Source organism: Streptomyces sp. NPDC087906 (assembly GCF_055584925.1).
The window spans coordinates 650,352-673,805 of sequence record NZ_JBVJLC010000001.1 but is presented as its reverse complement, the minus strand read 5'-3'; the positions used below and the strand labels follow the sequence as shown (position 1 = coordinate 673,805).

The 23,454-nt window shown below is 71.7% G+C and carries 18 protein-coding genes; 9 read left to right on the top strand and 9 right to left on the bottom strand.

Annotated elements, in window-relative coordinates; all coding sequences use genetic code 11:
• The first annotated feature begins 19 nt into the window (after positions 1-19).
• Positions 20-1,447, top strand: coding sequence for an alpha,alpha-trehalose-phosphate synthase (UDP-forming) (locus ACZ63I_RS02990; protein ID WP_469334739.1), 1,428 nt, complete (start codon positions 20-22; stop codon positions 1,445-1,447).
• Positions 1,448-1,510: 63 nt separating this feature from the next.
• Here the strand turns inward: ACZ63I_RS02990 and gap are convergent, their stop codons facing one another.
• The 4 genes from gap to ACZ63I_RS02970 all read right to left on the bottom strand — a co-directional run bounded on the left by gap (position 1,511) and on the right by ACZ63I_RS02970 (position 6,880).
• Positions 1,511-2,509 (bottom strand): type I glyceraldehyde-3-phosphate dehydrogenase, encoded by a 999-nt coding sequence (gap, locus tag ACZ63I_RS02985; RefSeq protein ID WP_469334737.1) that lies wholly within the window; start codon positions 2,507-2,509, stop codon positions 1,511-1,513.
• 108 nt (positions 2,510-2,617) lie between these two features.
• A complete protein-coding gene (locus tag ACZ63I_RS02980) occupies positions 2,618-3,583 on the bottom strand; it encodes a GlxA family transcriptional regulator (protein WP_469334735.1) in 966 nt (321 codons plus the stop codon).
• Positions 3,584-5,666: 2,083 nt separating this feature from the next.
• Positions 5,667-6,515, bottom strand: a complete 849-nt coding sequence (otsB, locus tag ACZ63I_RS02975) for a trehalose-phosphatase (protein WP_469334733.1) — start codon at positions 6,513-6,515, stop codon at positions 5,667-5,669.
• 20 nt (positions 6,516-6,535) lie between these two features.
• On the bottom strand, positions 6,536-6,880 hold the full coding sequence (locus ACZ63I_RS02970; RefSeq protein WP_469334731.1) for a DUF3263 domain-containing protein: 345 nt from the start codon (positions 6,878-6,880) through the stop codon (positions 6,536-6,538).
• Positions 6,881-7,000: 120 nt separating this feature from the next.
• Here ACZ63I_RS02970 and ACZ63I_RS02965 point away from each other — a divergent pair, with 120 nt between their 5' ends.
• The 3 genes from ACZ63I_RS02965 (at position 7,001) to ACZ63I_RS02955 (ending at position 10,326) form a co-directional block, all read left to right on the top strand.
• Positions 7,001-7,933: an ROK family protein gene (locus ACZ63I_RS02965; RefSeq protein WP_469334729.1), complete on the top strand. Its 933-nt coding sequence runs from the start codon at positions 7,001-7,003 to the stop codon at positions 7,931-7,933.
• Positions 7,933-9,099 (top strand): N-acetylglucosamine-6-phosphate deacetylase, encoded by a 1,167-nt coding sequence (gene nagA, locus ACZ63I_RS02960; RefSeq protein WP_469334727.1) that lies wholly within the window; start codon positions 7,933-7,935, stop codon positions 9,097-9,099. The genes ACZ63I_RS02965 and nagA overlap by 1 nt, the downstream gene beginning before the upstream one ends.
• Before the next feature lie 204 nt (positions 9,100-9,303).
• Positions 9,304-10,326, top strand: a complete 1,023-nt coding sequence (locus ACZ63I_RS02955) for a 1-phosphofructokinase family hexose kinase (RefSeq protein WP_469334726.1) — start codon at positions 9,304-9,306, stop codon at positions 10,324-10,326.
• Between the two features lie 61 nt (positions 10,327-10,387).
• Here ACZ63I_RS02955 and ACZ63I_RS02950 read toward each other — a convergent pair whose 3' ends face one another.
• Positions 10,388-11,470 carry a CBM35 domain-containing protein gene (locus ACZ63I_RS02950; protein WP_469334725.1) on the bottom strand — a complete coding sequence of 361 codons (1,083 nt, stop codon included), beginning with the start codon at positions 11,468-11,470 and terminating at the stop codon, positions 10,388-10,390.
• A 357-nt stretch (positions 11,471-11,827) separates the two neighbouring features.
• Positions 11,828-13,540: a diguanylate cyclase CdgB gene (cdgB, locus tag ACZ63I_RS02945; protein ID WP_469334723.1), complete on the bottom strand. Its 1,713-nt coding sequence runs from the start codon at positions 13,538-13,540 to the stop codon at positions 11,828-11,830.
• 440 nt (positions 13,541-13,980) lie between these two features.
• Here cdgB and ACZ63I_RS02940 point away from each other — a divergent pair, with 440 nt between their 5' ends.
• A complete protein-coding gene (locus ACZ63I_RS02940; protein WP_469335529.1) occupies positions 13,981-14,550 on the top strand; it encodes a flavin reductase family protein in 570 nt (189 codons plus the stop codon).
• Between the two features lie 32 nt (positions 14,551-14,582).
• Here ACZ63I_RS02940 and arfB read toward each other — a convergent pair whose 3' ends face one another.
• Positions 14,583-15,014, bottom strand: a complete 432-nt coding sequence (gene arfB / locus ACZ63I_RS02935) for an alternative ribosome rescue aminoacyl-tRNA hydrolase ArfB (protein ID WP_328582495.1) — start codon at positions 15,012-15,014, stop codon at positions 14,583-14,585.
• Between the two features lie 218 nt (positions 15,015-15,232).
• On the opposite strand from arfB, the gene ACZ63I_RS02930 reads away from it, so the two are divergent.
• A complete protein-coding gene (locus tag ACZ63I_RS02930) occupies positions 15,233-15,808 on the top strand; it encodes a TerD family protein (protein ID WP_041988340.1) in 576 nt (191 codons plus the stop codon).
• A 102-nt stretch (positions 15,809-15,910) separates the two neighbouring features.
• Positions 15,911-16,468 (top strand): GNAT family N-acetyltransferase, encoded by a 558-nt coding sequence (locus tag ACZ63I_RS02925; protein WP_469334720.1) that lies wholly within the window; start codon positions 15,911-15,913, stop codon positions 16,466-16,468.
• A 2,389-nt stretch (positions 16,469-18,857) separates the two neighbouring features.
• Here ACZ63I_RS02925 and ACZ63I_RS02920 read toward each other — a convergent pair.
• Complete coding sequence (locus ACZ63I_RS02920; protein WP_469334718.1) at positions 18,858-20,270, bottom strand: M1 family metallopeptidase; 1,413 nt, start codon at positions 20,268-20,270, stop codon at positions 18,858-18,860.
• Between the two features lie 161 nt (positions 20,271-20,431).
• Here ACZ63I_RS02920 and ACZ63I_RS02915 point away from each other — a divergent pair, with 161 nt between their 5' ends.
• On the top strand, positions 20,432-20,929 hold the full coding sequence (locus tag ACZ63I_RS02915) for a hypothetical protein (RefSeq protein ID WP_469334717.1): 498 nt from the start codon (positions 20,432-20,434) through the stop codon (positions 20,927-20,929).
• Between the two features lie 420 nt (positions 20,930-21,349).
• On the opposite strand, the gene ACZ63I_RS02910 is transcribed toward ACZ63I_RS02915, so the two are convergent.
• Positions 21,350-22,054: a pentapeptide repeat-containing protein gene (locus ACZ63I_RS02910; protein WP_469334715.1), complete on the bottom strand. Its 705-nt coding sequence runs from the start codon at positions 22,052-22,054 to the stop codon at positions 21,350-21,352.
• Between the two features lie 136 nt (positions 22,055-22,190).
• On the opposite strand from ACZ63I_RS02910, the gene ACZ63I_RS02905 reads away from it, so the two are divergent.
• Positions 22,191-23,405 carry a phytoene desaturase family protein gene (locus ACZ63I_RS02905; RefSeq protein WP_469334713.1) on the top strand — a complete coding sequence of 405 codons (1,215 nt, stop codon included), beginning with the start codon at positions 22,191-22,193 and terminating at the stop codon, positions 23,403-23,405.
• Positions 23,406-23,454 lie beyond the last annotated feature (49 nt).

Below are 23,454 nucleotides of genomic sequence, written 5' to 3'. Positions count from 1 at the left end.
ACGGGCTAGATTTCGGCACATGGTCTCCGAGCAAGCCGCCCAGGTACTCGTCGCGTCCAATCGCGGCCCCGTCTCGTACACCCTCCGTGACGACGGAGAGCTGGAGGCCAGGCGCGGCGGCGGCGGGCTGGTCTCCGGCCTGTCCGCCATAGGTCCCGACACGGACGCCGTGTGGGTCTGCGCCGCGCTCGGCGACGGCGACCGCGAGGCGGTGCGCCGCACCGGCGGCCGGCTCGACCAGGCCGACACGGGCGACCAGCGGGTGCGGATGCTGGGCATCGCGCCCGAGGTGTACGCCGACGCGTACAACGCCGTCGCGAACTCCACGCTCTGGTTCGTCCACCACATGCTCTACCAGACCCCGCTCGAACCGGCCTTCGGCCCGGAGTTCCGCGCCCAGTGGGCGGGCTACGAGGCGTACAACCGCGCCTTCGCCGAGGCCCTGGCCGACGAGGCGGGCGACGGCGCCGCCGTGCTGGTGCAGGACTACCACCTGGCGCTGGTGCCGGGGATGCTGCGGGCGCTGCGGCCCGATCTGCGGATCGGCCACTTCTCGCACACGCCGTGGGCGCCGGTGGACTACTTCCGGCTGCTGCCCGACGACATCGCGCGCCAGTTGCTGCGCGGCATCCTCGGCGCTGACCGCGCCGCCTTCCTGACCCACCGGTGGGCCGACGCGTTCACCGCCTGCTGTACGGAACTGCTCGGCGGCACCGGCAACACGCAGATCGGCGTGCACGGCCTGGGCGCCGACGCGGACTTCCTGCGGGAGCGTGCGCACCGCGCGGACGTGGACGACCGGCTCGTGTCGCTGCGGGAGCAGATCGGCGCGTCCGACGGCGCGCCGCGCAAGGCGATCGTCCGGGTCGACCGCACGGAACTGTCCAAGAACATCGTGCGCGGCCTGCTCGCCTACCGGCAGTTGCTGACCGACCGTCCGGAGTGGCGCGGGCGCGTGGTGCATGTGGCCTTCGCCTATCCGTCCCGGCAGGACCTCGCGGTCTACCGCTCGTACACGGCGGAGGTGCAGCGGGTCGCCGAGGAGATCAACGCGGAGTTCGGGCAGGAGGGCTGGCTGCCGGTGGTCCTGCACGTCGAGGACGACTTCGCCCGCTCGCTCGCCTCGTACCGGCTGGCGGACGTGGCGCTGGTCAACCCGATCAGGGACGGGATGAACCTGGTCGCGAAGGAGATCCCGGTGGTCTCCGACGACGGCTGCGCGCTGGTGCTGTCGCGGGAGGCGGGCGCGTACGAGGAACTGGGCGAGGACGCCGTGGTGGTGAACCCGTACGACATCTCGGCGACGGCCGCCGCGCTGCACACGGCGCTGACGATGCCGGACGACGAACGCGCGCAGCGCACGAAGCGCCTCGCGGCGGCGGCTACGGCCCTGCCGCCGCAGCGCTGGTTCCTGGACCAGTTGGAGGCGCTGCGCGCGCTGGAGTGAGCGCCGGCTGTCGCGTCAGCCGGCCGTTGCGTCAACCCACCGTCGCGTCAGCCGACCGTCGCGTCAGCCGGCCGCGAGGAGTTCGAGCGTGTCGATCACGCGGTTCGAGAAGCCCCACTCGTTGTCGTACCAGGCCACGACCTTGATGTGCCTGCCGTCGACACGGGTGAGGGCCGAATCGAAGATCGCCGAGGCCGGGTTGCCGGTGATGTCGGACGACACGAGCGCGTCGTCGGAGTATTCGAGCACCCCGGCGAGCGGCCCCTCGGCCGCCTTGCGGTACGCCGCCAGCACGTCGTCGCGTGTGACGTCGCGCGCGACGGTCGTGTTGAGTTCGACGATCGAGCCCACCGGTACGGGCACCCGGATCGAGTCGCCGGAGAGCTTGCCGTCGAGCTGGGGCAGCACGTGCCCGATCGCCTTCGCGGCGCCGGTCGTGGTCGGCACGATGTTCACTGCGGCGGCGCGGGCGCGGCGGGCGTCGCGGTGCGGGCCGTCCTGCAGGTTCTGCTCCTGCGTGTAGGCGTGCACCGTCGTCATGAAGCCGTGCTCGATGCCGGCGAGGTCGTCGAGGACGGCGGCCAGCGGCGCGAGCGCGTTCGTCGTGCAGGAGGCGTTCGAGACGACCGTGTGCGCGGCCGGGTCGTACGCGTCGGTGTTGACGCCGAAAGCGAGCGTGACATCGGCGCCGTCCGCGGGCGCGCTGACCAGCACCCGCTTGGCACCCGCCTCGATGTGCGCGCGGGCTGCCTTGGCCGAGGTGAAGCGGCCGGTCGATTCGAGGACGATGTCGACGCCCAGCTCGGCCCACGGCAACTGCGCCGGCTCGCGCTCGGCGAGCACCTTGATGCGCCGGCCGTCGACGACAAGGGTCTGCCCGTCGACGCTCACGGGGCGGCCGAGCCGGCCCGCGGTCGTGTCGAAGGCGAGCAGCCGGGCGAGGGCGGCGGGTTCGGTGAGGTCGTTGACGGCGACGACGTCGAGGCCGGTGTCGCGTTCGAGCAGTGCGCGCAGCACATTGCGCCCGATGCGGCCGAATCCGTTGATGGCGATGCGAGTCATGTGTGGTGTCCCTTCTCTCTCACCATCAGCGTCTCGCGCGGCGCCGGGCGGTGGCAGCGGCATGATTGCCAGGGTCCGCAAGGATCGCGCCACGGGTCGAGCGGCGGCCTACTCCCCCTGATCACCTTGGGCGAAGGTGCGGCGGTACTCACTGGGCGTGGTGTCGAGAATGCGATGAAAATGCAGCCGCAGATTCGCACCGGTGCCGAGCCCGACGTCCACGGCGATCTGCTCGACGCTCCGCTGCGAACGTTCCAGCAGCTCACGGGCCACGTCGATACGGGCACGCATGACCCACTGCATCGGGGTGTACCCCGTGTCCTCGACGAACCGCCGGGAGAACGTACGCGGCGACACGCGCGCGTGCCCGGCGAGCACGTCAAGGGTGAGCGGTTCGCCCAGCCGGTGCAGCGCCCATTCCCGGGTGGCGGCGAAGCGCTCGCCCAGCGGCTCGGGCACACTGCGCGGCACGTACTGCGCCTGACCGCCGCTGCGGTAGGGGGCGGCGACGAGGCGGCGCGCCGCGTGGTTGGAAGCGGCGACGCCCAGGTCGCCGCGCAGGATGTGCAGACACAGATCGATGCCCGAGGCGGCGCCGGCCGAGGTCAGCACACTGCCCTCGTCCACGAACAGCACGTTCTCGTCGACCCGGACCAGCGGCCGCTTCGCCGCGAGCGCCTGCGTGTAGTGCCAGTGCGTCGTGGCGCGCTTGCCGTCGAGCAGCCCGGTGGCAGCGAGCGCGAAGGCCCCGGTAGAAATGGCGGCAAGCCGCGCACCCCGACCGTGCGCGGCGACCAACGCCTCGACCACGGCCTGCGGCGGATCGTCCCGGTCCGGGTGCCGGTAGCCGGGTACGAAGACGATGTCGGCCCAGGCGAGCGCTTCGAGCCCGTACGAAACGGAGTACGCCAACCCGTCGCCCCCGGCCACAAGACCGGGCGCGGCGCCACACATCCGCACCTCGTACGGCATGCTCGCGCGGGTCGTGAACACCTGCGCGGGAATACCGACATCGAGCGGCTTGGCGCCTTCGAGCACAAGAACGGCGACACGATGCAGGGACGGAGGCGACACGGCCCGAGCGTACCGGCGTACCAACCTCACCCGGGCACACCATCAGGCCCATCGGCCGGCTGGGTGCCCACTGCGGCAGCACTCGTTGGTCGGCGCGAACACCGTGACCCGAGCGAGGCGAGGCACAAGGGGACGCCGGGCGCGCCGGTCACTGTCAGGGCGCGGGCCGGGGGCTGTGTGGGCCGGGGGGATTAGCCGCCCATGGGGACCACGGGCAGGCTGGGATCGTCGTGGCGGGTGCTTGGCCGACTACGGGTGCCGCGCGGCGGTTGCGTGGGGTGACTCGGGCTGGCTTGGCGTCCGCCCCGGCGGGTGGTGGGCTGGGATGCATGCCCCGCTGGTCATTGGGGGGTGGGTGGGTGCGGGTGAGTGCGCATGGGCCGGGGGTTGTGTGGGCCGGAGGGATTAGCCGCCCGTGGGGCCGCCCCCTGAGGTTTGAGTGTCGCGGCTCCGGTCCGGGCGTCAAGGGCGCTCCTAGGTCGCGTCGCTCCGCGATGGGCTGCGCCCACCCTTGACCCCCGAACCTCCACCGCAAGTACCTCTTTTTTTGGGGGGGGCGGCCGGGGGGACCACGGGCAAGCTGGGATCGCGGTGACGGCTGCTTGGCCGACTGCGGGTGCCACGCGTCAGTTGCATGGGGCGACTCGGCCCGTCTCGGCGTCCACCCCCACCGGGTAGTAGCTGAGACACATGCCCCGCTGATCACTGGGTGTGGGTGGGGGACGGGAGGGTGCCCTGGTGAGGGTAGTTGGGCCGGGGCGACGGGCCGGTGGGTGGGACGGGTGTGACTGGGGTGACGAGGGATAGCTCCTGCGGCGGCCCTGTGGAGCCTTTTGTGTGGGTGGTTGCGTTAGGCGCGCGGTAGGGCGCACCCGGCCGGTGGAGCGACTTCGGCGGTGGGGCGGGTGTGACGGAAGGGACGCGGGATGGTCCGTGGGGCGACCATCCGGCGCCTTATGCGTCGGGCGTTGCGTTAGGTGCGCCGTAGAGGGCACCCAGCCCCCAGATGGGCCTGACGGTGGGATGGAAGTGGACGGCCGCCGGGCCTGTTGCGCGGGCGGGTACCCGCAGCCCCTGCCGGGTGCCCCCCTGGGCACACAGGTCACACCCGCCCCACCGCCCGGACACTCCACCGGCCTGATGCGCCCCGACGCGCGCTCAACGCAACCACCCACGCACAAGGCCCCAGATGGCTGCCCCAGGAGCCATCCCTCGTCACCCCAGTCACACCCGTCCCACCCACCGGGGTCGCTCCACCGGCCGGGTGCGCCCTACAGCGCGCCTAACGCAACTCCCCACGCAAAAGGCGCCCAAGGGCTGCCCCAGGAGCTATCCCCCGTCACCCCAGTCACACCCGCCCCACCCACCGGCCCGTCACCCCAGTCACACCCGTCCCACCCACCGGCCCATCGCCCCAGCCCAACCACCCGTCACCAGGGCACCCTCCCGTCCCCCACCCACCCCCAGTGACCAGCGGGGCATGAGTCTCAGCCGCTGCCCGGTGGGGGTGGACGCTTAGCCAGCCCGAGCCGCCCCATGCAACTGGTGCGTGGCACCCGCACCCGGGCAAGCAGCCGTCACCGAGATCCCAGCTTGCCCGTGGTCCCCCCGGCCGCCCCCCCAAAAAGAGGTACTTGCGGTGGAGGTTCGGGGGTCAAGGGTGGGCGCAGCCCATCGCGGAGCGACGCGACGCAGGAGCGCCCTTGACGCCCGGACCGGAGCCGCGACACTGAAACCCCAGGGGGCGGCCCCACGGGCGGCTAATCCCTCCGGTCCGCACAGGTTCGGGCCCATGCGCACTGACCCGCACCCGACCACCCCCGGTGACCAGCGGGGCATGCGTCCCAGCCGACCACCCACCGGGGCGGACGCCAAGCCCACCCGAGTCCCCCCACGCAACCGCCGCGCGGCACCCGCACCCGGCCAAGCACCCGCCACCACGAACCCAGGCCGCCCTTGACGCCCGGATCGGAGCCGCGTCACTCAAACCCCAGGGAGCGGCCCCACGGGCGGCTAATCCCCCCGGCCCACCCAGGACCCGGCCCATGCGCACTCACCCGCACCCGGCCACCGCCGGACCGGCCTAGTCCGCCACCGCATCCGCCAGGGCCGCCAGGAAGTCCGCCACCGCTCCCGGGCCCGGGAGTACGAGGTCGGCGGCTGCCGTCATTTCCGGGACCTCCGTCCCTCCGCTGCACACCAGCAGGCCCGGGTGGCCTTCCTCGCGCAGTCGGCCCACGGCCGCGAACGCCGGGAGGTCGCCCAGGTCGTCGCCCGCGTACAGGACGGTTTCCGCGCCGACCTCGCGTACGTACTCGGCCAGGGCGACGCCCTTGTCCATGCCGGGCGGGCGCAGTTCCAGGACCATGCGGCCCGGTTCCAGCATCAGGCCGTGCCGGTCCGCCAGCTCGGCGAGCGGTTCGCGCAGCGCGTCGAAGGCGGCCTGCGGGTCGGCCGCGCGGCGGGTGTGGACGGCGACCGCCTGGCCCTTCTCCTCTATCCAGGTGCCTTGCCAGGCACCGAACGTGTCGAGGAATCCCGGCAGTTCGGCGCGGGCCGCCGCGACGCCGGGATGCGGCGCCGGGGTGCGTACGGTGCCGGTGACCGCGTCCCAGCGCTCGGCGCCGTAATGGCCGAGGACCACGAGATGGTCCAGGCCCGGTACGCCGGCGAAGCCGCCGTACCGTACGGCGACCCCGGCGGGACGGCCGGTGACCACGGCGACGGACGCGACGCGCGGCGCGAGGGCCGCGAGTGCGGGCACGGCGCTCGGGTGGGCGCGGGCCTGTTCGGGGTCGGGGACGATGTCGGCGAGGGTGCCGTCGAAGTCGAGCGCCACGACGGCCTTGCCGGGTCTGGCCAGGAGCGCGGCCAGTCCTTCGGCGCCTGCGGCGGTGGTCGGCTGCGGCAGGGAGTGCGGGTTGCTGCCCATGCCCACGACCTTATCGAGCATCAGCGCTGCGCGCGGTGGGCCTCCCTGATCCTGCGCAGCCTGTTCACCGTCACCGGATCGTGCGCGAGCGCCAGCGGGTCGTCGAGCAGCGCGCCGAGCAGTTGGTAGTAGCGGGTCGGCGAGAGGCCGAGCCGCTCCCGTATCGCCCGCTCCTTGGCACCGGGCCCCGGCCAGCCGACCCGCTCCACGCCGAGCACGGCACGGTCACGATCCGACAGTGCGCGGCCGGACAGCTCGCGGTCCGACAACTCGCGGCCGGACAACTCGCGGCCGGACAGTTCGGGCTCACCCGACTCGGGCTCACCCGACTCGCGTTCGCTCTCAGCCGCTTGGTCTTCTTCCATGGCCCTCCCACGCTACCCGGCGCCACCGACATTCTTCGGAATCGAAGTTTTGTATGGGTGCAGAACAATCCCGGGCAGTGGACTAGACCTTTCATAGGTCTTCGCGGGAGACTGTCCCCCGTGGAACACGTCATCGCCCTCGATGTGGGCGGCACCGGTATGAAAGCCGCCCTGATGGGCGCCGACGGCACGTTGCTGCACGAGGCCCGCCGGCCCACCGGCAGGGAGCGCGGCGCGGGCGCCGTCGTCGAGACGATCCTCGGCTTCGCCGCCGAACTGCGCGCCTACGGTCTTCAGCAGTTCGGAGAGAGCGCTCTCGCCGCCGGCGTGGCCGTCCCCGGCATCGTCGACGCCGAGCGCGGCATCGCCGTGTACTCCGCCAACCTCGGCTGGCAGGACGTACCGCTGCGCGACCTGCTCGGCGCCCGCCTCGGCGGCATCCCCGTCGCGCTGGGGCACGACGTACGCACCGGCGGACTCGCCGAAGGCCGGCTCGGCGCAGGCCGGGGCGCCGACCGGTTCCTGTTCGTGCCGTTGGGCACCGGCATCGCCGGGGCCATCGGCATCAACGGCACCATCGAGGCCGGCGCGCACGGCTACGCGGGCGAGATCGGCCATGTCGTGGTCCGCCCCGACGGGCCCGTGTGCGGCTGCGGACAGCGCGGCTGCCTGGAGACGCTCGCCTCGGCCGCCGCCGTGACCCGGGCCTGGGCCGAGGCCAGCGGCGACCCGCTGGCGGACGCCGCCGACTGCGCCAAGGCCGTGGAGTCGGGCGACCCCGCGGCCGTCGAGGTGTGGCGCGACACGATCGACGCGCTCGCCGCCGGGCTCGTCACCGCACTCACGCTGCTCGACCCCAGCACAATGATCATCGGCGGCGGACTCGCCGAAGCGGGGGAAACCTTGTTCACCCCGCTGCGCGCCGCGGTCGAGGAGAAGGTGACGTTCCAGAAACTGCCCACCATCGTCCCCGCCGCCCTCGGGGACACCGCCGGACGCCTGGGCGCAGGGCTGCTCGCCTGGGATCTGCTCTCCACGGAGGTAACCACCTGATGGCCGCAAGCGCCGTACGCACCGCACGCACTGTCCTCGCCGGCGCCCGGGTGGTGCTGCCCGGCGGGACCGTCGACGGCGGCCGGGTGGTCGTCGAGGACGGCAAGATCGCGGAAGCCGCTCCCGCCGGCGACGCCGCCACCCTGGACCTCACGGGCCACTGGGTGGTCCCCGGCTTCGTCGACATGCACAACCACGGCGGTGGCGGGGCCTCCTTCACCTCCGGCTCGGCGGACGAGGTGCTCCAGGGCATCGCCACCCACCGCGAGCACGGCACGACCACCGTCGTCGCCTCCACCGTCACCGGCGAGATGGACTTCCTCGCGCAGCGCGCCGGGTTCCTGTCCGAACTGGTCGAGCAGGGCGATCTGGCCGGGATCCACTTCGAGGGCCCCTTCATCTCCCCCTGCCGCAAGGGCGCCCACAGCGAGGCGCTGCTGCGCGACCCCGACCCGGCCGAGGTGCGCAAGCTGCTCGACGCCGCGCGCGGTACGGCGAAGATGGTCACCCTCGCCACCGAACTCCCCGGCGGCATCGAGTCCGTACGGCTGCTCGCCGAGCACGGCGTGATCGCCGCGATCGGGCACACGGACGCGACGTACGAGCAGACCGTCGAGGCCATCGAGGCGGGCGCGACCGTCGCGACGCACCTCTTCAACGCCATGCCGACGCTCGGCCACCGGGCCCCGGGCCCGATCGCGGCGCTGCTTGAGGACGAGCGGGTCACCGTCGAGCTGATCAACGACGGCACCCATCTGCACCCCGCGGCGCTGGAGTTGGCGTTCCACCGCGCGGGCGCGGGCCGGGTCGCCTTCATCACGGACGCGATGGACGCGGCGGGCTTCGGCGACGGGCTCTACCAGCTCGGCCCGCTGGCCGTCGAGGTCAAGGACGGCGTGGCGCGGCTGGTGGAGGGCGGCTCGATCGCGGGCTCGACCCTGACGCTGGACACCGCGTTCCGCAGGGCAGCGACCGTCGACCGGCTGCCGGTCGGGGACATCGTGAACGCGATCTCCGCCAACCCGGCGAAGCTGCTCGGCCTGTACGACAAGGTCGGCTCCCTTGAGCCGGGCAAGGACGCGGACCTGGTGGTGCTGGACGCGGACTTCGCGGTCAAGGGCGTGCTGCACAAGGGCGAATGGGTCATCGAGCCCGAACTGGGCTGATCGAGCCCGAGCGGGGCTGACGCCGGCGCAGATGCCGGTGAGGGGAAGCGGTTGGTCCGAGGTCTGGGCCAACCGCTCTCTTTTTGGCATGATCGTTCCTGCAGTATGCAATCAACGACAGGGCAGCCGATGCCCGGACAGTTGGCGCCCGGACAGTTGGCGACAGGGCAGTTGACGACAGGCGCGTTCTCGGGGGTGTGACAAGTGATCGTTACGGTCACGCTCAACGCTGCGCTGGACATCACGTACCGCACCCCGGCGCTGGTCCCGCACACCACCCACCGCGTCAGCGACGTCACCGAGCGGCCCGGCGGCAAGGGCATCAACGTGGCCCGGGTGCTCGCGGCGCTCGGTCACGAGACCGTGGTCACCGGCTTCGCGGGCGGCCGGACGGGCGACGTACTGCGCGAACTGCTGGCGCACACGTCACGGGCGGGCACGTCACGGGCAGGTACGTCACAGGCAGACACGTCACAGGCAGACACGTCACAGGCAGACACGTCACAGGCAGACACGTCACAGGCAGGCACGACCGACGCGCTCGTACCGGTCGCCGGCGCCACCCGCCGTACGGTCGCCGTCGTGGACGCGGCGACCGGCGACACCACTCAGCTCAACGAACCGGGCCCGGTCGTCTCGGCCGCCGAATGGGCCGCGTTCCTCGACACGTACGGCCGGCTCATCGACGGCGCCGACGCCGTCGCGCTCTGCGGCAGCCTGCCGCCCGGCATCCATGTCGGCGCCTACGCCGAGCTGGTACGCCTTGCCAGGGGCGCCGGGGTGCCCGTACTCCTCGACACCAGCGGCGAACCCCTGCGCCGGGGTGTCGCCGCCCGCCCCGACCTGGTCAAGCCGAACGCCGACGAACTCGCCCGGCTCACCGGCTCACGCGAACCGCTGCGCGCGACCCGCGACGCCCGCAGGCGCGGCGCCCACTCCGTCGTCGCCTCGTTCGGCCCGGAAGGGCTCTTCGCCGCCACCCCCGAAGGGCTCTGGCGCGCGGCGCCACCGGCCCAGGTGCGGGGCAACCCGACGGGCGCCGGCGACTCGGCCGTCGCGGGGCTGCTGTCGGGCCTCGTCGAACGGCTCCCCTGGCCGGACCGGCTGGCGCGGGCCGTCGCCCTGTCCACGGCGACGGTCCTGGCGCCGGTGGCGGGCGAGTTCGACGCCGTCACGTACGAAAAGCTGCTTCCGCAGGTGGCGGTGACGGAACAGCCCGCAGGCTGACCTGCGGGCTGATGCGGTGACCTGCTTGGTCAGATGCGGTGACCTGCTTGGTCAGTCTCGGTCAGTCCTGCTTCTTCGGCGGCGTGACCTCAAGCCAGTCGAGCAGCACGTCGCACTGGTTGCCGTTCTCGCAGGAGATCTTGATCGTGTTCTTGCCCTGCTGGAGCGAGACCGGCGCCCAGGTCGTCTGCCAGTTCTTCGACGGGTCCGGGTCGCTGGACTTGATGAAGTTCGACAGGTTGATCGGGGAGCTGTTGGCCTTGCCGTTGACCGTGAGCGTCGCGTTCATGTCCTTCGCCGGGACCGCGTACCGCACGGACAGTGCGTACGGACCCGCCTTGTCCATGTCCGCCGTCCACGTGACGGAGGATCCGACGGCGTTGAACCCCGTCACATACGCACCGTCGGCGCCCTCGGCGCCCGTGACGTCCTTCGCCAGCGCGGCCCCGCCGCCCAGCTCCAGCGTCGCCGCGTCCTGCTTCGGCAGCTTCGCGACCGGTGCCTCGCCCTTGTCGGACGGCTGACCGCTCGGCTGCTGCGACTGCGCTGCGCTCGGCTGGCCGGTCGGCGCGGCGTCGTCGTTCTTGTCACCGCCGCCCGACGACAGCGCGATCGTGATTCCGATCACGACGGCCGCGACCACCGCGACGGCCCCGATCAGCAGCACCTTCGTGTTCGGGCCTCGGCCGCGCCCGCCGCCGCGCTGGGCCGGCACCTGACGGGTGGGCGAACCGCCGTCGGGGTGGGCCGCCGGGGCCCCGTACGCGCCCTGCTGCTGGTACTGCGCCTGCTGGCCGTGGCCGTAACCGGACTGCCCGTAGCCGGGCTGACCGCCCTGCTGGCCGTAACCCTGCTGGCCGCCTGACTGCCCGTAACCGGGCTGCTGCTGCGCCGCCGGGCCCGGGTAGCCGTAGCCGCCCTGCCGCGCCTGCGGGGGCACGGCCTGCTGCCCGTACTGGCGCTCGCCGACGGTCCTGACCTGGTTGTACGACGTTCTGGGCACGCCGGGCTGCGCGGCCGGGCCGGGGTAGCCGTAGCCGCCCTGCCGTCCCTGCGCCGCGGCCGCCGCCTGTCCGTCCTCGTACAGATAGCCGAACGGGTCGTCGTCCTCGGGCTTGCTCGCGCCGTCGTTCCCGGCCGTCATCCCTGGGTCACTCCTTACCATCTCGCCAGCATCGCCGACCGGCCGAGCCTACCTCGGATGAGCGGGCCGCCGGACGGCTCTTGGCTATGCGGGGCCGGTCTTCCAGCCGTATTGGATCACTGTCACGACGGTCACATGGACGGCGGGAGACGGCTGCCGGGCCCACGGGTGAACAACCGCCGCGGTCGCGCCCGGCACCCGCTTCGGTCGCCCTCGGCACCCGCTTCGGTCGCGTCCCCGCACTCGCTTCGGTCGCGCCCCAGCACCCGCTTCGGCCACCCTCGGCACCCGCTTCGGTCGCACCCCCGCACCCGCTTCGCTGCCTCGCCGCCCCCCGGCCGTCGTTGTGCGGGCGCCCTATCCGGCCCTCCGGTGGACCTTGTTCCGGGCCCGCTTCTCGATGTACATCCGCTGGTCGGCGGATTTCAGCACGTCCTCGACCGACATCCCGCAGCTCGCCCAGCCGATGCCGAAGCTGGCGCCGACGCGCACCGCCCTGCCGTCCACCCTGATGGGCGGAATGATCGCGTTCCGCAGCCGTACGGCGAGATCGGCGGCGTCCGCCGCGCCGAGCCCATCGGCGAGAACGACGAATTCGTCACCTCCCAGCCGGGCGACCGTGTCGCCGTCCCTGACGCCGGTGGTCAGCCGGCGCGCCACCTCGATCAGCACCGCGTCACCGGTGTTGTGCCCGAACCTGTCGTTGATCGACTTGAAACCGTCGAGGTCGCAGAAGAGGACGGCGAGCCCCTTCGCCCCTTCGTCGTCCTCGCTCGGCGCCACCATGTGTTCGTGGCTGTCGGAGCGGCCGCCGCCCGGGGTGCCGAGGGCGCCGTACCGGCCGCCGCGCTCGCCGGTGCGCTCCTCGTAGCTGTCATGGCCGTCGTAGCCGTCGTACGCGTCGTAGGCGGGCTCGTACAGCACCGTGCCCTCGTAGCCGCCGTACGCCGCGTCCAACTGCTCGACCGCCGTCTCGCGCAGGGCGTGCGGGCGGGCGCAGAGCCGGGCGCTGAGCCGCGAGCGCAGCTCGGCGCTGTTGGGCAGGCCGGTGAGTGAGTCGTGCGAGGCGCGGTGGGCGAGCGCGAGTTCGCGGCTCTTGCGCTCCTCGATGTCCTCGACGTGCGTGAGCAGCAGCCGGGGCCCGTCGCTGGTGTCGGCGACCACCGAGTTGCGCAGCGAGACCCAGACCCAGCTCCCGTCACGGCGGGCGAGCCGCAGCTCGGCGCGACCGCCCTCGGCGGACGTACGGAGCAGGGTGCCGATGTCCTCGGGGTGGACGAGGTCGGCGAACGAGTGGCGGCGCATGGCGGAGGCGGGGCGGCCGAGCAGCCGGCACAGCGCGTCGTTGGTGCGCAGCAGCCGGCCGTGCTGGTCGCCGCCCATCTCGGCGATGGCCATGCCGCTGGGGGCGTACTCGAACGCCTGCCGGAAGGACTCCTCGCTGGCGCGCAGTGCCTGCTGCTCGCGCTCCAGGCGGACGAGGGCGCGCTGCATGTTGGCGCGCAGGCGCGCGTTGCTGATCGCGATGGCCGCCTGCGAGGCGTACATCTGCAGGGCCTCCTGGCCCCAGGCGCCGGGGTGCCGGCCGCCGCGCGGCCGGTCGACGGATATGACGCCGAGCAGTTCGTTGCCGCCGCCGGACGCGTACATCGGCGCGTACAGCCGGTCCTGCGGGTGCCACTCGTCGGCGAAGCGGGGGTCGGGGCCTTCGGTGTACCACTGCGGGACGTCGTCCTCCAGCAGCACCCAGCCCTCGGTGTGCGGTATGAAGCGCAGCGAGCCCCAGCTCACGCCCATCGACAGCCGGCGCTCCCAGGAGTTGCGGGAGCCGACCCGGCCGGTGATCAGGGCCTCTGCGGCGGCGTTCCCGGCGAAGGCGGCGACGACCAGATCGCCGTCGGCCTGGACGACGTTGACGCAGGCGAGTTCGTAGCCGAGCCCGGAGACGATGCCGTCGGCGACCGTCTGGAGCGTGTCAGCCAGGCTCCGGGCCGTGTTGAGGTCGGCGACTGCCTGATGCAGTTGCCGCAGGGTCGCAAGACGGACGTAGGGCTCCGACTCGGTCTCCATTGCTCGCTCTCCCCGAGACCTCGACAGCAACTCCAGGATTCTCATCGGCTCTCGTGTTGCACCGTCACCGCCACTGAATCACAGCGAGCTGTGCGCTCGGTACACAGGGTCAACAAATAGTCGACTCTGTGACTCAAGTCACATCAAATGATGAGGAGTAATGGGCGCTTTGTGGGAGCGCTCCACGAGGTTTCCTGAACACAATTCAAGGTTGACCACCTTGCGGCGGGGTCTCAGGTGCGTCAGCCAGGTCCTAGGACTTGACTGGTCCTCTGGCCCGATGCGGACGCCGGAGAGCCGAGACTAGCGTCTGAGGTGTGCCCCAGACGAGCCCTGCTTCCTCCTTCGAGGCCCACGACCGCGCGATAGCGGCCCCCGACCGCCCGATCGAGGCCCACGACCGCCCGGCTGCCGGGACCACGCCCCGCACCGACGGGGCGATGCCGCACGCCGACGGGGCGATGCCGCCCGTCGACGGGCCGATCCCCCATGCTGAGGGGGTGAGCAACGACGAGTTCCGCGCCGCGATGTCCCGGCTGGCGGCGGGAGTGGTGCTGGTGACGGCGCACGAAGAAGCCCTGAGCGCCCACGGCCCGCGCGGCGAGGACGCGGGCATGACGGCGACCGCGTTCCTGTCCGTCTCCCTGGACCCGCCGCTGGTCCTGGTCAGCGTCCGCAACGGCTCACGCATGGACGACCTGCTGGCCGAACAGCCGCTGTGGGCGGCGTCACTACTCTCCGAGAGCCAGCGGCACATCGCGGGCCGGTTCGCGATGAAGGGCCGGATCAGCGACCGGCTGCTGTTCGAGGACATCCCCTACCGGCGGGGCGAGGCGAGTGGGGCGCCACTGGTCGGCGGGGCGCTCGCGGTGCTGGAGTGCCGTACGGAGCAGCGGGTCGAGGCGGGCGACCACACGCTGGTGATCGGGCGGGTGCTGACGGCGGAGCTGCCGAGCGGGGAGGGCGGCCCTTTGACGTACTTCAAGGGCCGCTACCACCAGATCTCGTAGGGCAGGGGCCACGACACGGACGGGCGTGGGCGCTATCCCCAGCCGCGCCCGGAACGCCCGCGCTTGGTGTCGGAGCGCTGCTTCTTCTCACGCAGCCTGCGCTCGTTGATACCGCGCGGGATCTTCGACTTGCGGCGCTGGCGGGGCGGCGGAGCCGTCGCCTCGGCGAGCAGCGAGGCGAGCCGCACGGCTGCCGTCTCGCGGTTGCGCCACTGCGAGCGGTGCTCCGAGGACCGTACGGACACGACGCCGCCGGTGAGCCGGCCTTCGAGCCGCTCCAGCGCGCGCTCCTTCCACACGGGCGGAAGGGCGTCGGTCTTGGCGAGGTCGAAGCGCAGCTCCACCTGGGAGTCGGTGGTGTTCACATGCTGACCGCCGGGCCCCGAGGAACGCGAGAAACGCCACATGAGCTCGGCCTCCGGCAGGGAGACCGAACCGCGGATGACATACGGAGGCCCGGACATACGTCCATGGTCGCGTGTCTGTGCCACGACGTCACCCGTTTTTCGCCGGGCCGCAAGGATCCGCAAAGGATCCGCGTCTGGGGCACAGACGCCTTCGAACTACGTAAAGAAAGTAAAGGGGCTGGAACCTCTCAGTCCTCTGCCCGCGTTATACGGGATGACGGTAGCTTCGGGACCGCACGAAGCCCGCACACACGACAAGGAAAGGGACAAATCCCATGGCTGTAAGCCTGTCCAAGGGCGGCAACGTCTCGCTCACCAAGGAAGCGCCGGGCCTCACAGCCGTCACGGTCGGCCTCGGCTGGGACGTCCGCAGCACCACCGGCACCGACTTCGACCTCGACGCGTCGGCGATCGCGGTCAACGCCACGGGGAAGGTCTTCTCCGACGGCCACTTCGTCTTCTTCAACAACAAGTCGACGCCGGACCAGACCATCGTCCACACCGGTGACAACCGCACGGGTGAAGGCGCCGGCGACGACGAGGCGATCAACGTGAACCTGGCGGGTCTGCCCGCCGACATCGACAAGATCGTCTTCCCGGTCTCCATCTACGACGCGGAGACCCGCAGCCAGAACTTCGGCCAGGTGCGGAACGCGTACATCCGCATCGTCAACCAGGCCGGCGGCGGCGAGATCGCCCGCTACGACCTGAGCGAGGACGCCGCCACCGAGACCGCGATGGTCTTCGGTGAGCTGTACCGCAACGGCGCGGAGTGGAAGTTCCGCGCGGTCGGCCAGGGCTACGCGTCGGGCCTGGTGGGCATCGCGACGGACTTCGGCGTCAACCTCTGACGATCCGACACCCGGTCCGGTCCGGTCCGGTCCAGGACAGCACGCCACGAGGGGCCCCCGGCATACGGCCGGGGGCCCCTCGCGTGTGGGTACGCTGCGACGATGATCGTCGAACCGCTGACCCCCGTGGACGGCGCGCTCCCCGGGGAGCTGCTCACCGAACTCGCCGCGCTGTACGCGTCCAACAGGGAGTTCCAGCAACTCAGCGGCGACTTCCCTGACCCGGACAACATCAGCCCCGAACAGGTCGCGACGTCCCTGGCCGACGAACTGGCCCACCCGGACGCCGAGATCCTCATCGCCCGCGCGAGGGGCCGCCTGGTCGCGATCGCGGTGACCTTGACCCAAGCCCCGGCCGGAATGGCCCCGGACCCAGCCCCGGCCCCGGACCCGGACCCGTGGATCGGCCTGTTGATGGTCCACGCGGACGAGCAGCGGGCGGGGTACGGCCGAGAGCTGGCGACGGTAGTGGAGGACCGCTTCCGCAGGACGGGACACACGGGGGTCAAACTCGCGGTCCCGGAGACCAACCACCAGGCCCTGGCCTTCTGGACAACCCTGGGCTACACCCAGATCGCCGAACACCAAGACCCGAAGTCGGGCGACCCGTGCCGAATCCTGCACAAGGGTCTGACGAAGGACGCGCCCCGGGACGCCTGAACCGGAACCCGTGCGGGCCGAGAAGTGAGCCGCCCGCAGGGCGGGTGCGTGGCCGACGGACGGGTGCCACGCGGCAGTTGCATGGGGCGACTCGGGCTGGCTAAGCGTCCACCCCGGTGGGTGGTGGGCTGGGATGCATGCCCCGCTGGTCACTCTCGGACGACGGGTGCGGGTGAGTGCGCATGGGCCGGGGGGTGGGCGGGCCGGAGGGATTAGCCGCCCGTAGGGCCGCCCCCTGAGGCTTGAGTGTCGCGGCTCCGGTCCGGGCGTCAAGGGCGCTCCTACGTCGCGTCGGCTACGCCGATTCCGCTCCGCTCCACCCCTGACCCCCGGCCCTCCACCGCAAGTACCTCTTTTTTGGGGGGGCGGCCGGGGGGACCACGGGCAAGCTGTGCTCGCGGTGGCGGCTGCTTGCCCGACTGCGGGTGCCACGCACCAGTTGCATGGGGCGACTCGGGCTGGCTAAGCGTCCACCCCGGTGGGTGATCGGCTGGGATGCATGCCCCGCTGATCACTCGGGGTTGGTGGGTGCGGGTCAATGCGCATGGACCCGAAACTGTGCGGACCAGAAGGATTAGCCGCCCGTAGGGCCGCCCCCTGAGGTTTCAGTGTCGCGGTTGCGGTCCGGGCGTCAAGGGCGCTCCTGCGTCGCGTCGCTCCGCGATGGGCTGCGCCCACCCTTGACCCCCGAACCTCCACCGCAAGTACCTCTTTTTTGGGGGGGCGGCCGGGGGGACCACGGGCAGGCTGGGTTCGTCGTGGCGGGTGCTTGGCCGACTGCGGGCGCCACGCGGCAGTTGCATGGGGCGACTCGGCCCGTCTCGGCGTCCACCCCCACCGGGTAGTAGCTGAGACACATGCCCCGCTGGTCACTCGGGTTGGGGGGTGGGGCGGGAGGGCGCCCTGGCGGGGGTAGTTGGGTCAGGGCGACGGGCCGGTGGGTGGGGCGGGTGTGACTGGGGTGACAGGGGGATAGCTCCTGGGACGGCGGTCGGGCGCCTTTTGCGTGGGTGGTTGCGTTCAGCGCGCCACAGGGCGCATCAGGGCGCATCGGCCGGTGGAGTGTCCGAGCGGTGGGGTCGGTGTGACCTGTGTGCCCAGGGGGGCACTCGACGGGGGCTGCGAGTGCCCGCCCGCGCAACAGGCCCGGCCGACCGTCCACTTCCACCCCGCCATCCGGCGCCCATCCGTGGCCTGGGTGCCCTCGACAGCGCCCCTAACGCAACGCCCCACGCATAAGGCACGGGACGGTCGCCCCACGGACCACCCCGCGTCCCTCCCGTCACACCCGCCCCACCGCCGAAGTCGCTCCACCGCCGAAGTCGCTCCACCGGCCCGGTGCGCCCTGAGGCGCGCTGAACGCAACCAGACCCGCGCGGGTGGTGGCGCTCCAGACACCCCAACCGGCGCCTCCCGCGGCCCACTTCCTCCCTGGGCCGAAGACCGCCTCCCACCCGGAGGCACCAGCCGCCACAACGGGGCCTCCGCAGCGCGCCGAATGCAACTCCCCACGCACAAGCCCCCGGACCGGCATCCCCCAGGCCCATTCCCGCCCCACAAGTCACACCCGCCCCACCGCCTGGGGCTCGCACCGGCCTGATGTGTCCTGTGACGCGCGGCAACGCAATCACCCCCGCACAACCCGGCATCGGGACACCTCATCGGACCCCTCCCACACCCCCAGCCACACACGCCACAGCGCCGGGGGGCCGCACCTGCCAGATGCACTCCGCGACGCACCTAACGCAACACCCCACGCAAAAGGCACCAGACCACCACCCCAGGAACCATCCCCCGTCACTCCAGTCACACGCACCCCACCCACCGGCCCGTTGCCCCGGCCCAACCACCCGTCACCAGGGCACCCTCCCGTCCCCCACCCACACCCAGTGACCAGCGGGGCATGAGTCTCAGCTACTACCCGGTGGGGGTGGACGCTTAGCCAGCCCGAGTCGCCCCATGCAACTCGTGCGTGGCACCCGCACCCGGCCAAGCAGCCGCCACCGCGAACCCAGCCTGCCCGTGGTCCCCCCGGCCGCCCCCCCAAAAAAAGAGGTACTTGCGGTGGAGGTTCGGGGGTCAAGGGTGACCGCAGGTCATCGGCGCAGCCGACGCGACGAAGGAGCGCCCTTGACGCCCGGACCGCAACCGCGACACTCAAACCTCAGGGGGCGGCCCCACGGGCGGCTAATCCCTCCGGTCCACACAGCTTCGGGCCCATGCGCACTGACCCGCACCCGGCCGCCCCCGGTGACCAGCGGGGCATGAGACTCAGCTACTACCCGGTGGGGGTGGACGCCGAGACGGGCCGAGTCGCCCCATGCAACTGACGCGTGGCACCCGCAGTCGGCCACGCACCCGCCACCACGAACCCAGCTCCCCGCCGCCCCTATCTGTCCGGCTTCGTCTTGCCGTACAGCCACGCCTTCCATACCCCGTCCAGGTTCCGGCCCGACTCCTTCTCCGCGTACGACGTGAAGTCCGCCGTCGACGCGTTGCCGTGGCGGTGCTTCTGCGGCCAGTTGTGGAGGATGCGGAAGAACGTCGCGTCGCCCACCGCCAGTCGTACCCGTTGGAGCACCATCGCGCCTCGGCCGTAGACCGGGGGTTGGGAGATGTCGGACGCCGAGCGGGGGTGGGCCGGGGGGAACGTCCAGTTCGTGTCGTCGGCGTACGCCTCGTCGAAGCTTTCGGCGACCGGTTTGTGGTCGGTCTTTTCCTTCCAGAGCCATTCCGCGTACGTGGCGAAGCCCTCGTTCAGCCACATGTCCCGCCATGACTTCGGCGTCACCGAGTCGCCGAACCACTGGTGGGACAGTTCGTGCACCAGCGTGCTGACATCCGTCGGGCCCGGCAGGAAGGGTCTCGTCTGCGTCTCCAGGGCGTACTGCGCGTCCTGCTCGCGGCCGATGATGACGCCCGTCGAGGAGAAGGGGTACGGACCGAACAGCCGCTCCTCCCACTCCACGATCCCCGGCAGCGCCGCCAGCAGCCCCGCGCTCTTCTTCGCCACTCCCGGATCGACCGCGGTGAACGTCGAGAACGGGCGAGCCGTCCCTCCCGTCCGGTGCGTCTCGTACGGGCCGATGGCGACCGTCGCCAGGTAGCTCGCCATCGGCTCGGACGAGTGCCAGGTGAAGGCCGTACGTCCCCCGTCGATACGAGCGGTGCGCGTCAGCTCGCCGTTGGAGACCGCCGTCAGTCCGTCAGGGACGGTGACCCGCACGTCGTAAGTGGCCTTGTCGCTCGGGTGGTTGTTGCCCGGGAACCACGCCATCGACCCCGTCGGCTCCCCCAGCGCCGCCACCCGCCCGCCGGTCCTGAGCCAGCCCTCGGCCGAGCCGTCCGGGTCGGTGATCCGCTTCGGTACGCCGGAGTACCGCACAACCGTCACGAACGAACTCCCCCGCTCCAGCCCGCGCGCCGGCCGCAGCGTCAGCTCGCTGCCCGCCCGGCTGCTCGCGGCGCGCTCGCCGTCGACCGTCGTGGACGTGACCGTCATCCCCGCGAGGTCGAGGTTGAAGGCGCTCAGGTCCTGGGTGGCGCGGGCGGTGATCTCCGCCGTACCGGTGAGCCGGCCGCTGTCCGGGTTCCAGTCGAGGGTCAGGCCGTAGTGCCGGACGTCGTAACCGCCGTTGCCGAGCCCCGGGAAGTACGGATCCCCCACCCCGGCCGCACCGGGCCTGCCGCGCGCATCGGCGCGCGAAGAGGCGCCGGTGGACGAGGCTCCGGTGGACGAGCCGCCCGTGGACGACGCACCCGTACAGGAGACGGACCCGGCCAGCAGCGCCGTCAGCGCCACGAAAAGCGCAGCGCGGCGGCGCGTCCCGGAACACGCATTGTCATGGCGGACGGCGAACCTCCTTCTCACGAAACGACGCGGAACGACCTCGTCACCCTAGCGTTTCCGCAGGTGGGGGCCTGGGCGCCGAGGGCACAGCAGGGGCGTGACACCATCGGGCCGTGCTCGACATCGGCTACTCCCTCTCCCGTCGCTTCCCCGACCCCCCGCAGACCGACTACCGCATCGCCGACGTCCGGGCGCTGCGGCACGACCTCTTCTGCGGGGACGTGTATCTCGCCGACACCGGCGCCGACCGGGAGTTGTCCACCGCCTGGGGATGGGTGCCGGTGCTGGACTTCGCCTGGGCGCTGTGCGACATCGTCGAGCAGCTCGACCGCGATCCGCGCGGCAGCCGGGCCGCCAAGCCGCAACACGCCGAGCTGGACTTCACCGAGTCGGCCGACCGCATGCTGTTCATGCGGCGGTTCGGGCTCGTGGACGTGGAGGCGGACTGGATGCCGGGCGACGAGCCGCCGCTGACGTTCAGTCATCGGCTGCTGCGCCGCGAGGCGCGCGACTTCCTGCACGATCTGGTCGCCGATCTCTCCGACATGCACGAGGGCCTCGCCGACAACCCGATCGTCTGGAACCTGCAGTCCCGCTTCCCGCGCGTCTGAACGCCGCCTGAACGCAGTCTCCACGCGTCTCCTACGCGTCTCCCACGCGCCTCCAAACGCATATCCAAACGCATCTCCGCGCGTCTCACACAGCCGAAATCATCGGAATCCACGAATCCGAATCAGTCTCAACCACCCCACCGCACACCCCTGAACAGGCACAACGCACCCACTTTCAAGTCCTTCACAAAGTGGTCACAGACTCCCCTCAGCGATTCAGCGTTCATAGGACATACATCAGGCCCTCTCGGGCAGACGATGACTGCCCAGGTACTGCCGGGAAGCGTGAACCGCTTCCTCCCCCCACAAACGGCCTGCCTGCGGAGCACCGCGAAGGCCCCGACCCATCCCCCCAGGTCGGGGCCTTCGAAAATCCCCGGGCCGGACGGACCTCGGCCGAGCGACGCGATCTGCGGGACCTCACACCCCGTCCTCCACCCGCACCCCCATCTGCGCCGCGAACGCAGGCGCCAGATAGAGCAGTTGCGCCGAGCTGATCACCGCTCCCGACAGCCGGTCCAGGCCGCGCGCGATGTCCAGCTCCGCGACCGTCCGCAGATCGACGTCCTTCATACGAACAGCCGTCAGATCGACGCGCCTCAGGACGCAGTCCCGGAACTCGACGCGCTCCAGCTCCGCCCCGCCGAAGTCCGGCTCGGCCAGGACGCAGCCCTCGAACACCACGTCCTTCAGCTTCGCCTTGCGCAGATTCAGATAGTCGATCTTGCCGCCCTTGATCAACACCCGCTCCAGCACCGCGCCGTGCAACTGCACCCCGCCCAGCCGCGCGTCCACCACCTCCACATCGCGCAGCGAGGCCCCCGCGAGGTCCGTGCCCACCCCGCGCACCCCGCTGAGGACGGAGTCGATGAACCGCGCGCGGACGAGCGACGTCTCGTCCAGGGCGCACTCGCGCAGCGCGCAGTCGATGAACCGGGCGCCCGCGCCCTCCTGGCCCGTCAGATCCAGGTCTCTGAACTCCAGCCCGTCATAGTCGCCGTCCGGCTCCAGCCCGCCGCCGTACGGGGACAGCGGCGGCAGCCGCACCTCGGCCCGCCGCACTTCCACCCGCCGCGCCTTCGCCTGCCGTGCCTTCGCCGGTCCGCCGTTCGTGTTCCCTGCCATGGCCCCATCGTCGCGCACGCCACTGACAACGCCAGATACCCGTACCCGCGCGATGTCACATCCCCGCCCTCCCTGCCGTCCTATCTCCAGCACCGTCCCCGCACCGAGCAACCGGACCAGGTAGGAGCGACGCGTCATGAATCGCATCAGCGTCATCGGCGGCGGCCTCGCCGGCCTCACCGCCGCCATCACCGCCGCCGAGGGCGGCGCCCAAGTAACCCTGTACGAGGCCCATCACACCCTCGGCGGCCGGGCCCGTACCGCCGAAGGCCCCTACCTCACCAACGAGGGGCCGCACGCCCTCTACGACCGCGGCCCGCACTGGTCCTGGCTCCGGCAGCGCGACCTGCTCGGGCCGATCGCCGCCGTACCCCTGCGCGAAGGCTCCCGCTTCCGCTTCCACCGCGGCGGCGCCCTGCGCAGGACCCCGCCCGTCAGCCTGCTGAGACTCGCCCGGCGCCCCGTCGAAGAGGCCCCCGTCGACGTCTCCTTCACCAAGTGGGCCTCGGCCGTCGCCGGTCCCGGCGCCGCGCGTGCCGCCGCCTACTACGCCGCCGTCGCCCTCTTCCACCACGACCCCGGCGCACTGTCCGCCCGCTTCGTACAGGAGCGGCTGCGCCGCGCCGCCGCTCTGCCGCCCGAGGCCCATTACCCCGTCGGCGGCTGGGGCCAGCTCGTCGACCGGATGGCGGCGCGCGCCTGGAACCTGGGCGTCCGGATGGAGACGACCGTACGGATCGACGCCGTCCCCGCGGACACGCCGGTGATCGTCGCGACCTCGATGGACGCGGCCCGCCGGCTCATCGGGGACGACACCCTGCACTGGACGAGCGGCCGTACCGTACTGCTCGACCTCTCGCTGCGCTCCCGCCAAGGCTCCCGCAAGGGCTCACGCAGAGGCGAGCCGTTCGTGATCTCGGACCTGGAAGCGCCGGGCTGGCTCGAACGGTTCACCGCGCAGGATCCGTCCGTCGCACCCGCCGGTGAGCACCTGCTCCAGGGGCAGTTCCCGATCGGTCCGGGCGAGTCGAAAGCGGTCGGTACCGCACGTGCCGAGGCCCTGCTCGACCTGGGGTTCCCCGGCTGGCGCGAACGCACCGTATGGCGGCGCGACGCCCTCGCGACCGGCCGTACCGGCGCCGTCGACCACCCGGGCACGAGCTGGCGCGACCGGCCCGCCATCGACCGGGGGCAGGGTCTCTATCTGGCGGGCGACCAGGTGGCGGCGCCGGGGGTGCTCTCGGAGGTGTCGTTCAACAGCGGCATCACCGCCGCCTCACTGGCGCTCCGGAACCTCGCACGCCGGACGCATCTCGCGCAGCTCGCGCAGCTCGACCTCAAGCGCGCTTGACTTCAACTGCACTTGAGGTCGGAGGGTGGTGGCTGATCCGGAAGCCCGG

What these genes read in the sequence shown, in the direction of transcription:
- ACZ63I_RS02990 (WP_469334739.1), top strand. Translation starts at nt 20, where the DNA reads ATGGTCTCCGAGCAAGCCGCCCAGGTACTCGTCGCGTCCAATCGCGGC.
- gap (WP_469334737.1), bottom strand. Translation starts at nt 2,509, where the DNA reads ATGACTCGCATCGCCATCAACGGATTCGGCCGCATCGGGCGCAATGTG.
- otsB (WP_469334733.1), bottom strand. Translation starts at nt 6,515, where the DNA reads ATGGGCAGCAACCCGCACTCCCTGCCGCAGCCGACCACCGCCGCAGGC.
- ACZ63I_RS02970 (WP_469334731.1), bottom strand. Translation starts at nt 6,880, where the DNA reads ATGGAAGAAGACCAAGCGGCTGAGAGCGAACGCGAGTCGGGTGAGCCC.
- nagA (WP_469334727.1), top strand. Translation starts at nt 7,933, where the DNA reads ATGGCCGCAAGCGCCGTACGCACCGCACGCACTGTCCTCGCCGGCGCC.
- ACZ63I_RS02950 (WP_469334725.1), bottom strand. Translation starts at nt 11,470, where the DNA reads ATGACGGCCGGGAACGACGGCGCGAGCAAGCCCGAGGACGACGACCCG.
- cdgB (WP_469334723.1), bottom strand. Translation starts at nt 13,540, where the DNA reads ATGGAGACCGAGTCGGAGCCCTACGTCCGTCTTGCGACCCTGCGGCAA.
- ACZ63I_RS02940 (WP_469335529.1), top strand. Translation starts at nt 13,981, where the DNA reads ATGCCGCACGCCGACGGGGCGATGCCGCCCGTCGACGGGCCGATCCCC.
- arfB (WP_328582495.1), bottom strand. Translation starts at nt 15,014, where the DNA reads ATGTCCGGGCCTCCGTATGTCATCCGCGGTTCGGTCTCCCTGCCGGAG.
- ACZ63I_RS02930 (WP_041988340.1), top strand. Translation starts at nt 15,233, where the DNA reads ATGGCTGTAAGCCTGTCCAAGGGCGGCAACGTCTCGCTCACCAAGGAA.
- ACZ63I_RS02925 (WP_469334720.1), top strand. Translation starts at nt 15,911, where the DNA reads ATGATCGTCGAACCGCTGACCCCCGTGGACGGCGCGCTCCCCGGGGAG.
- ACZ63I_RS02910 (WP_469334715.1), bottom strand. Translation starts at nt 22,054, where the DNA reads ATGGCAGGGAACACGAACGGCGGACCGGCGAAGGCACGGCAGGCGAAG.
- ACZ63I_RS02905 (WP_469334713.1), top strand. Translation starts at nt 22,191, where the DNA reads ATGAATCGCATCAGCGTCATCGGCGGCGGCCTCGCCGGCCTCACCGCC.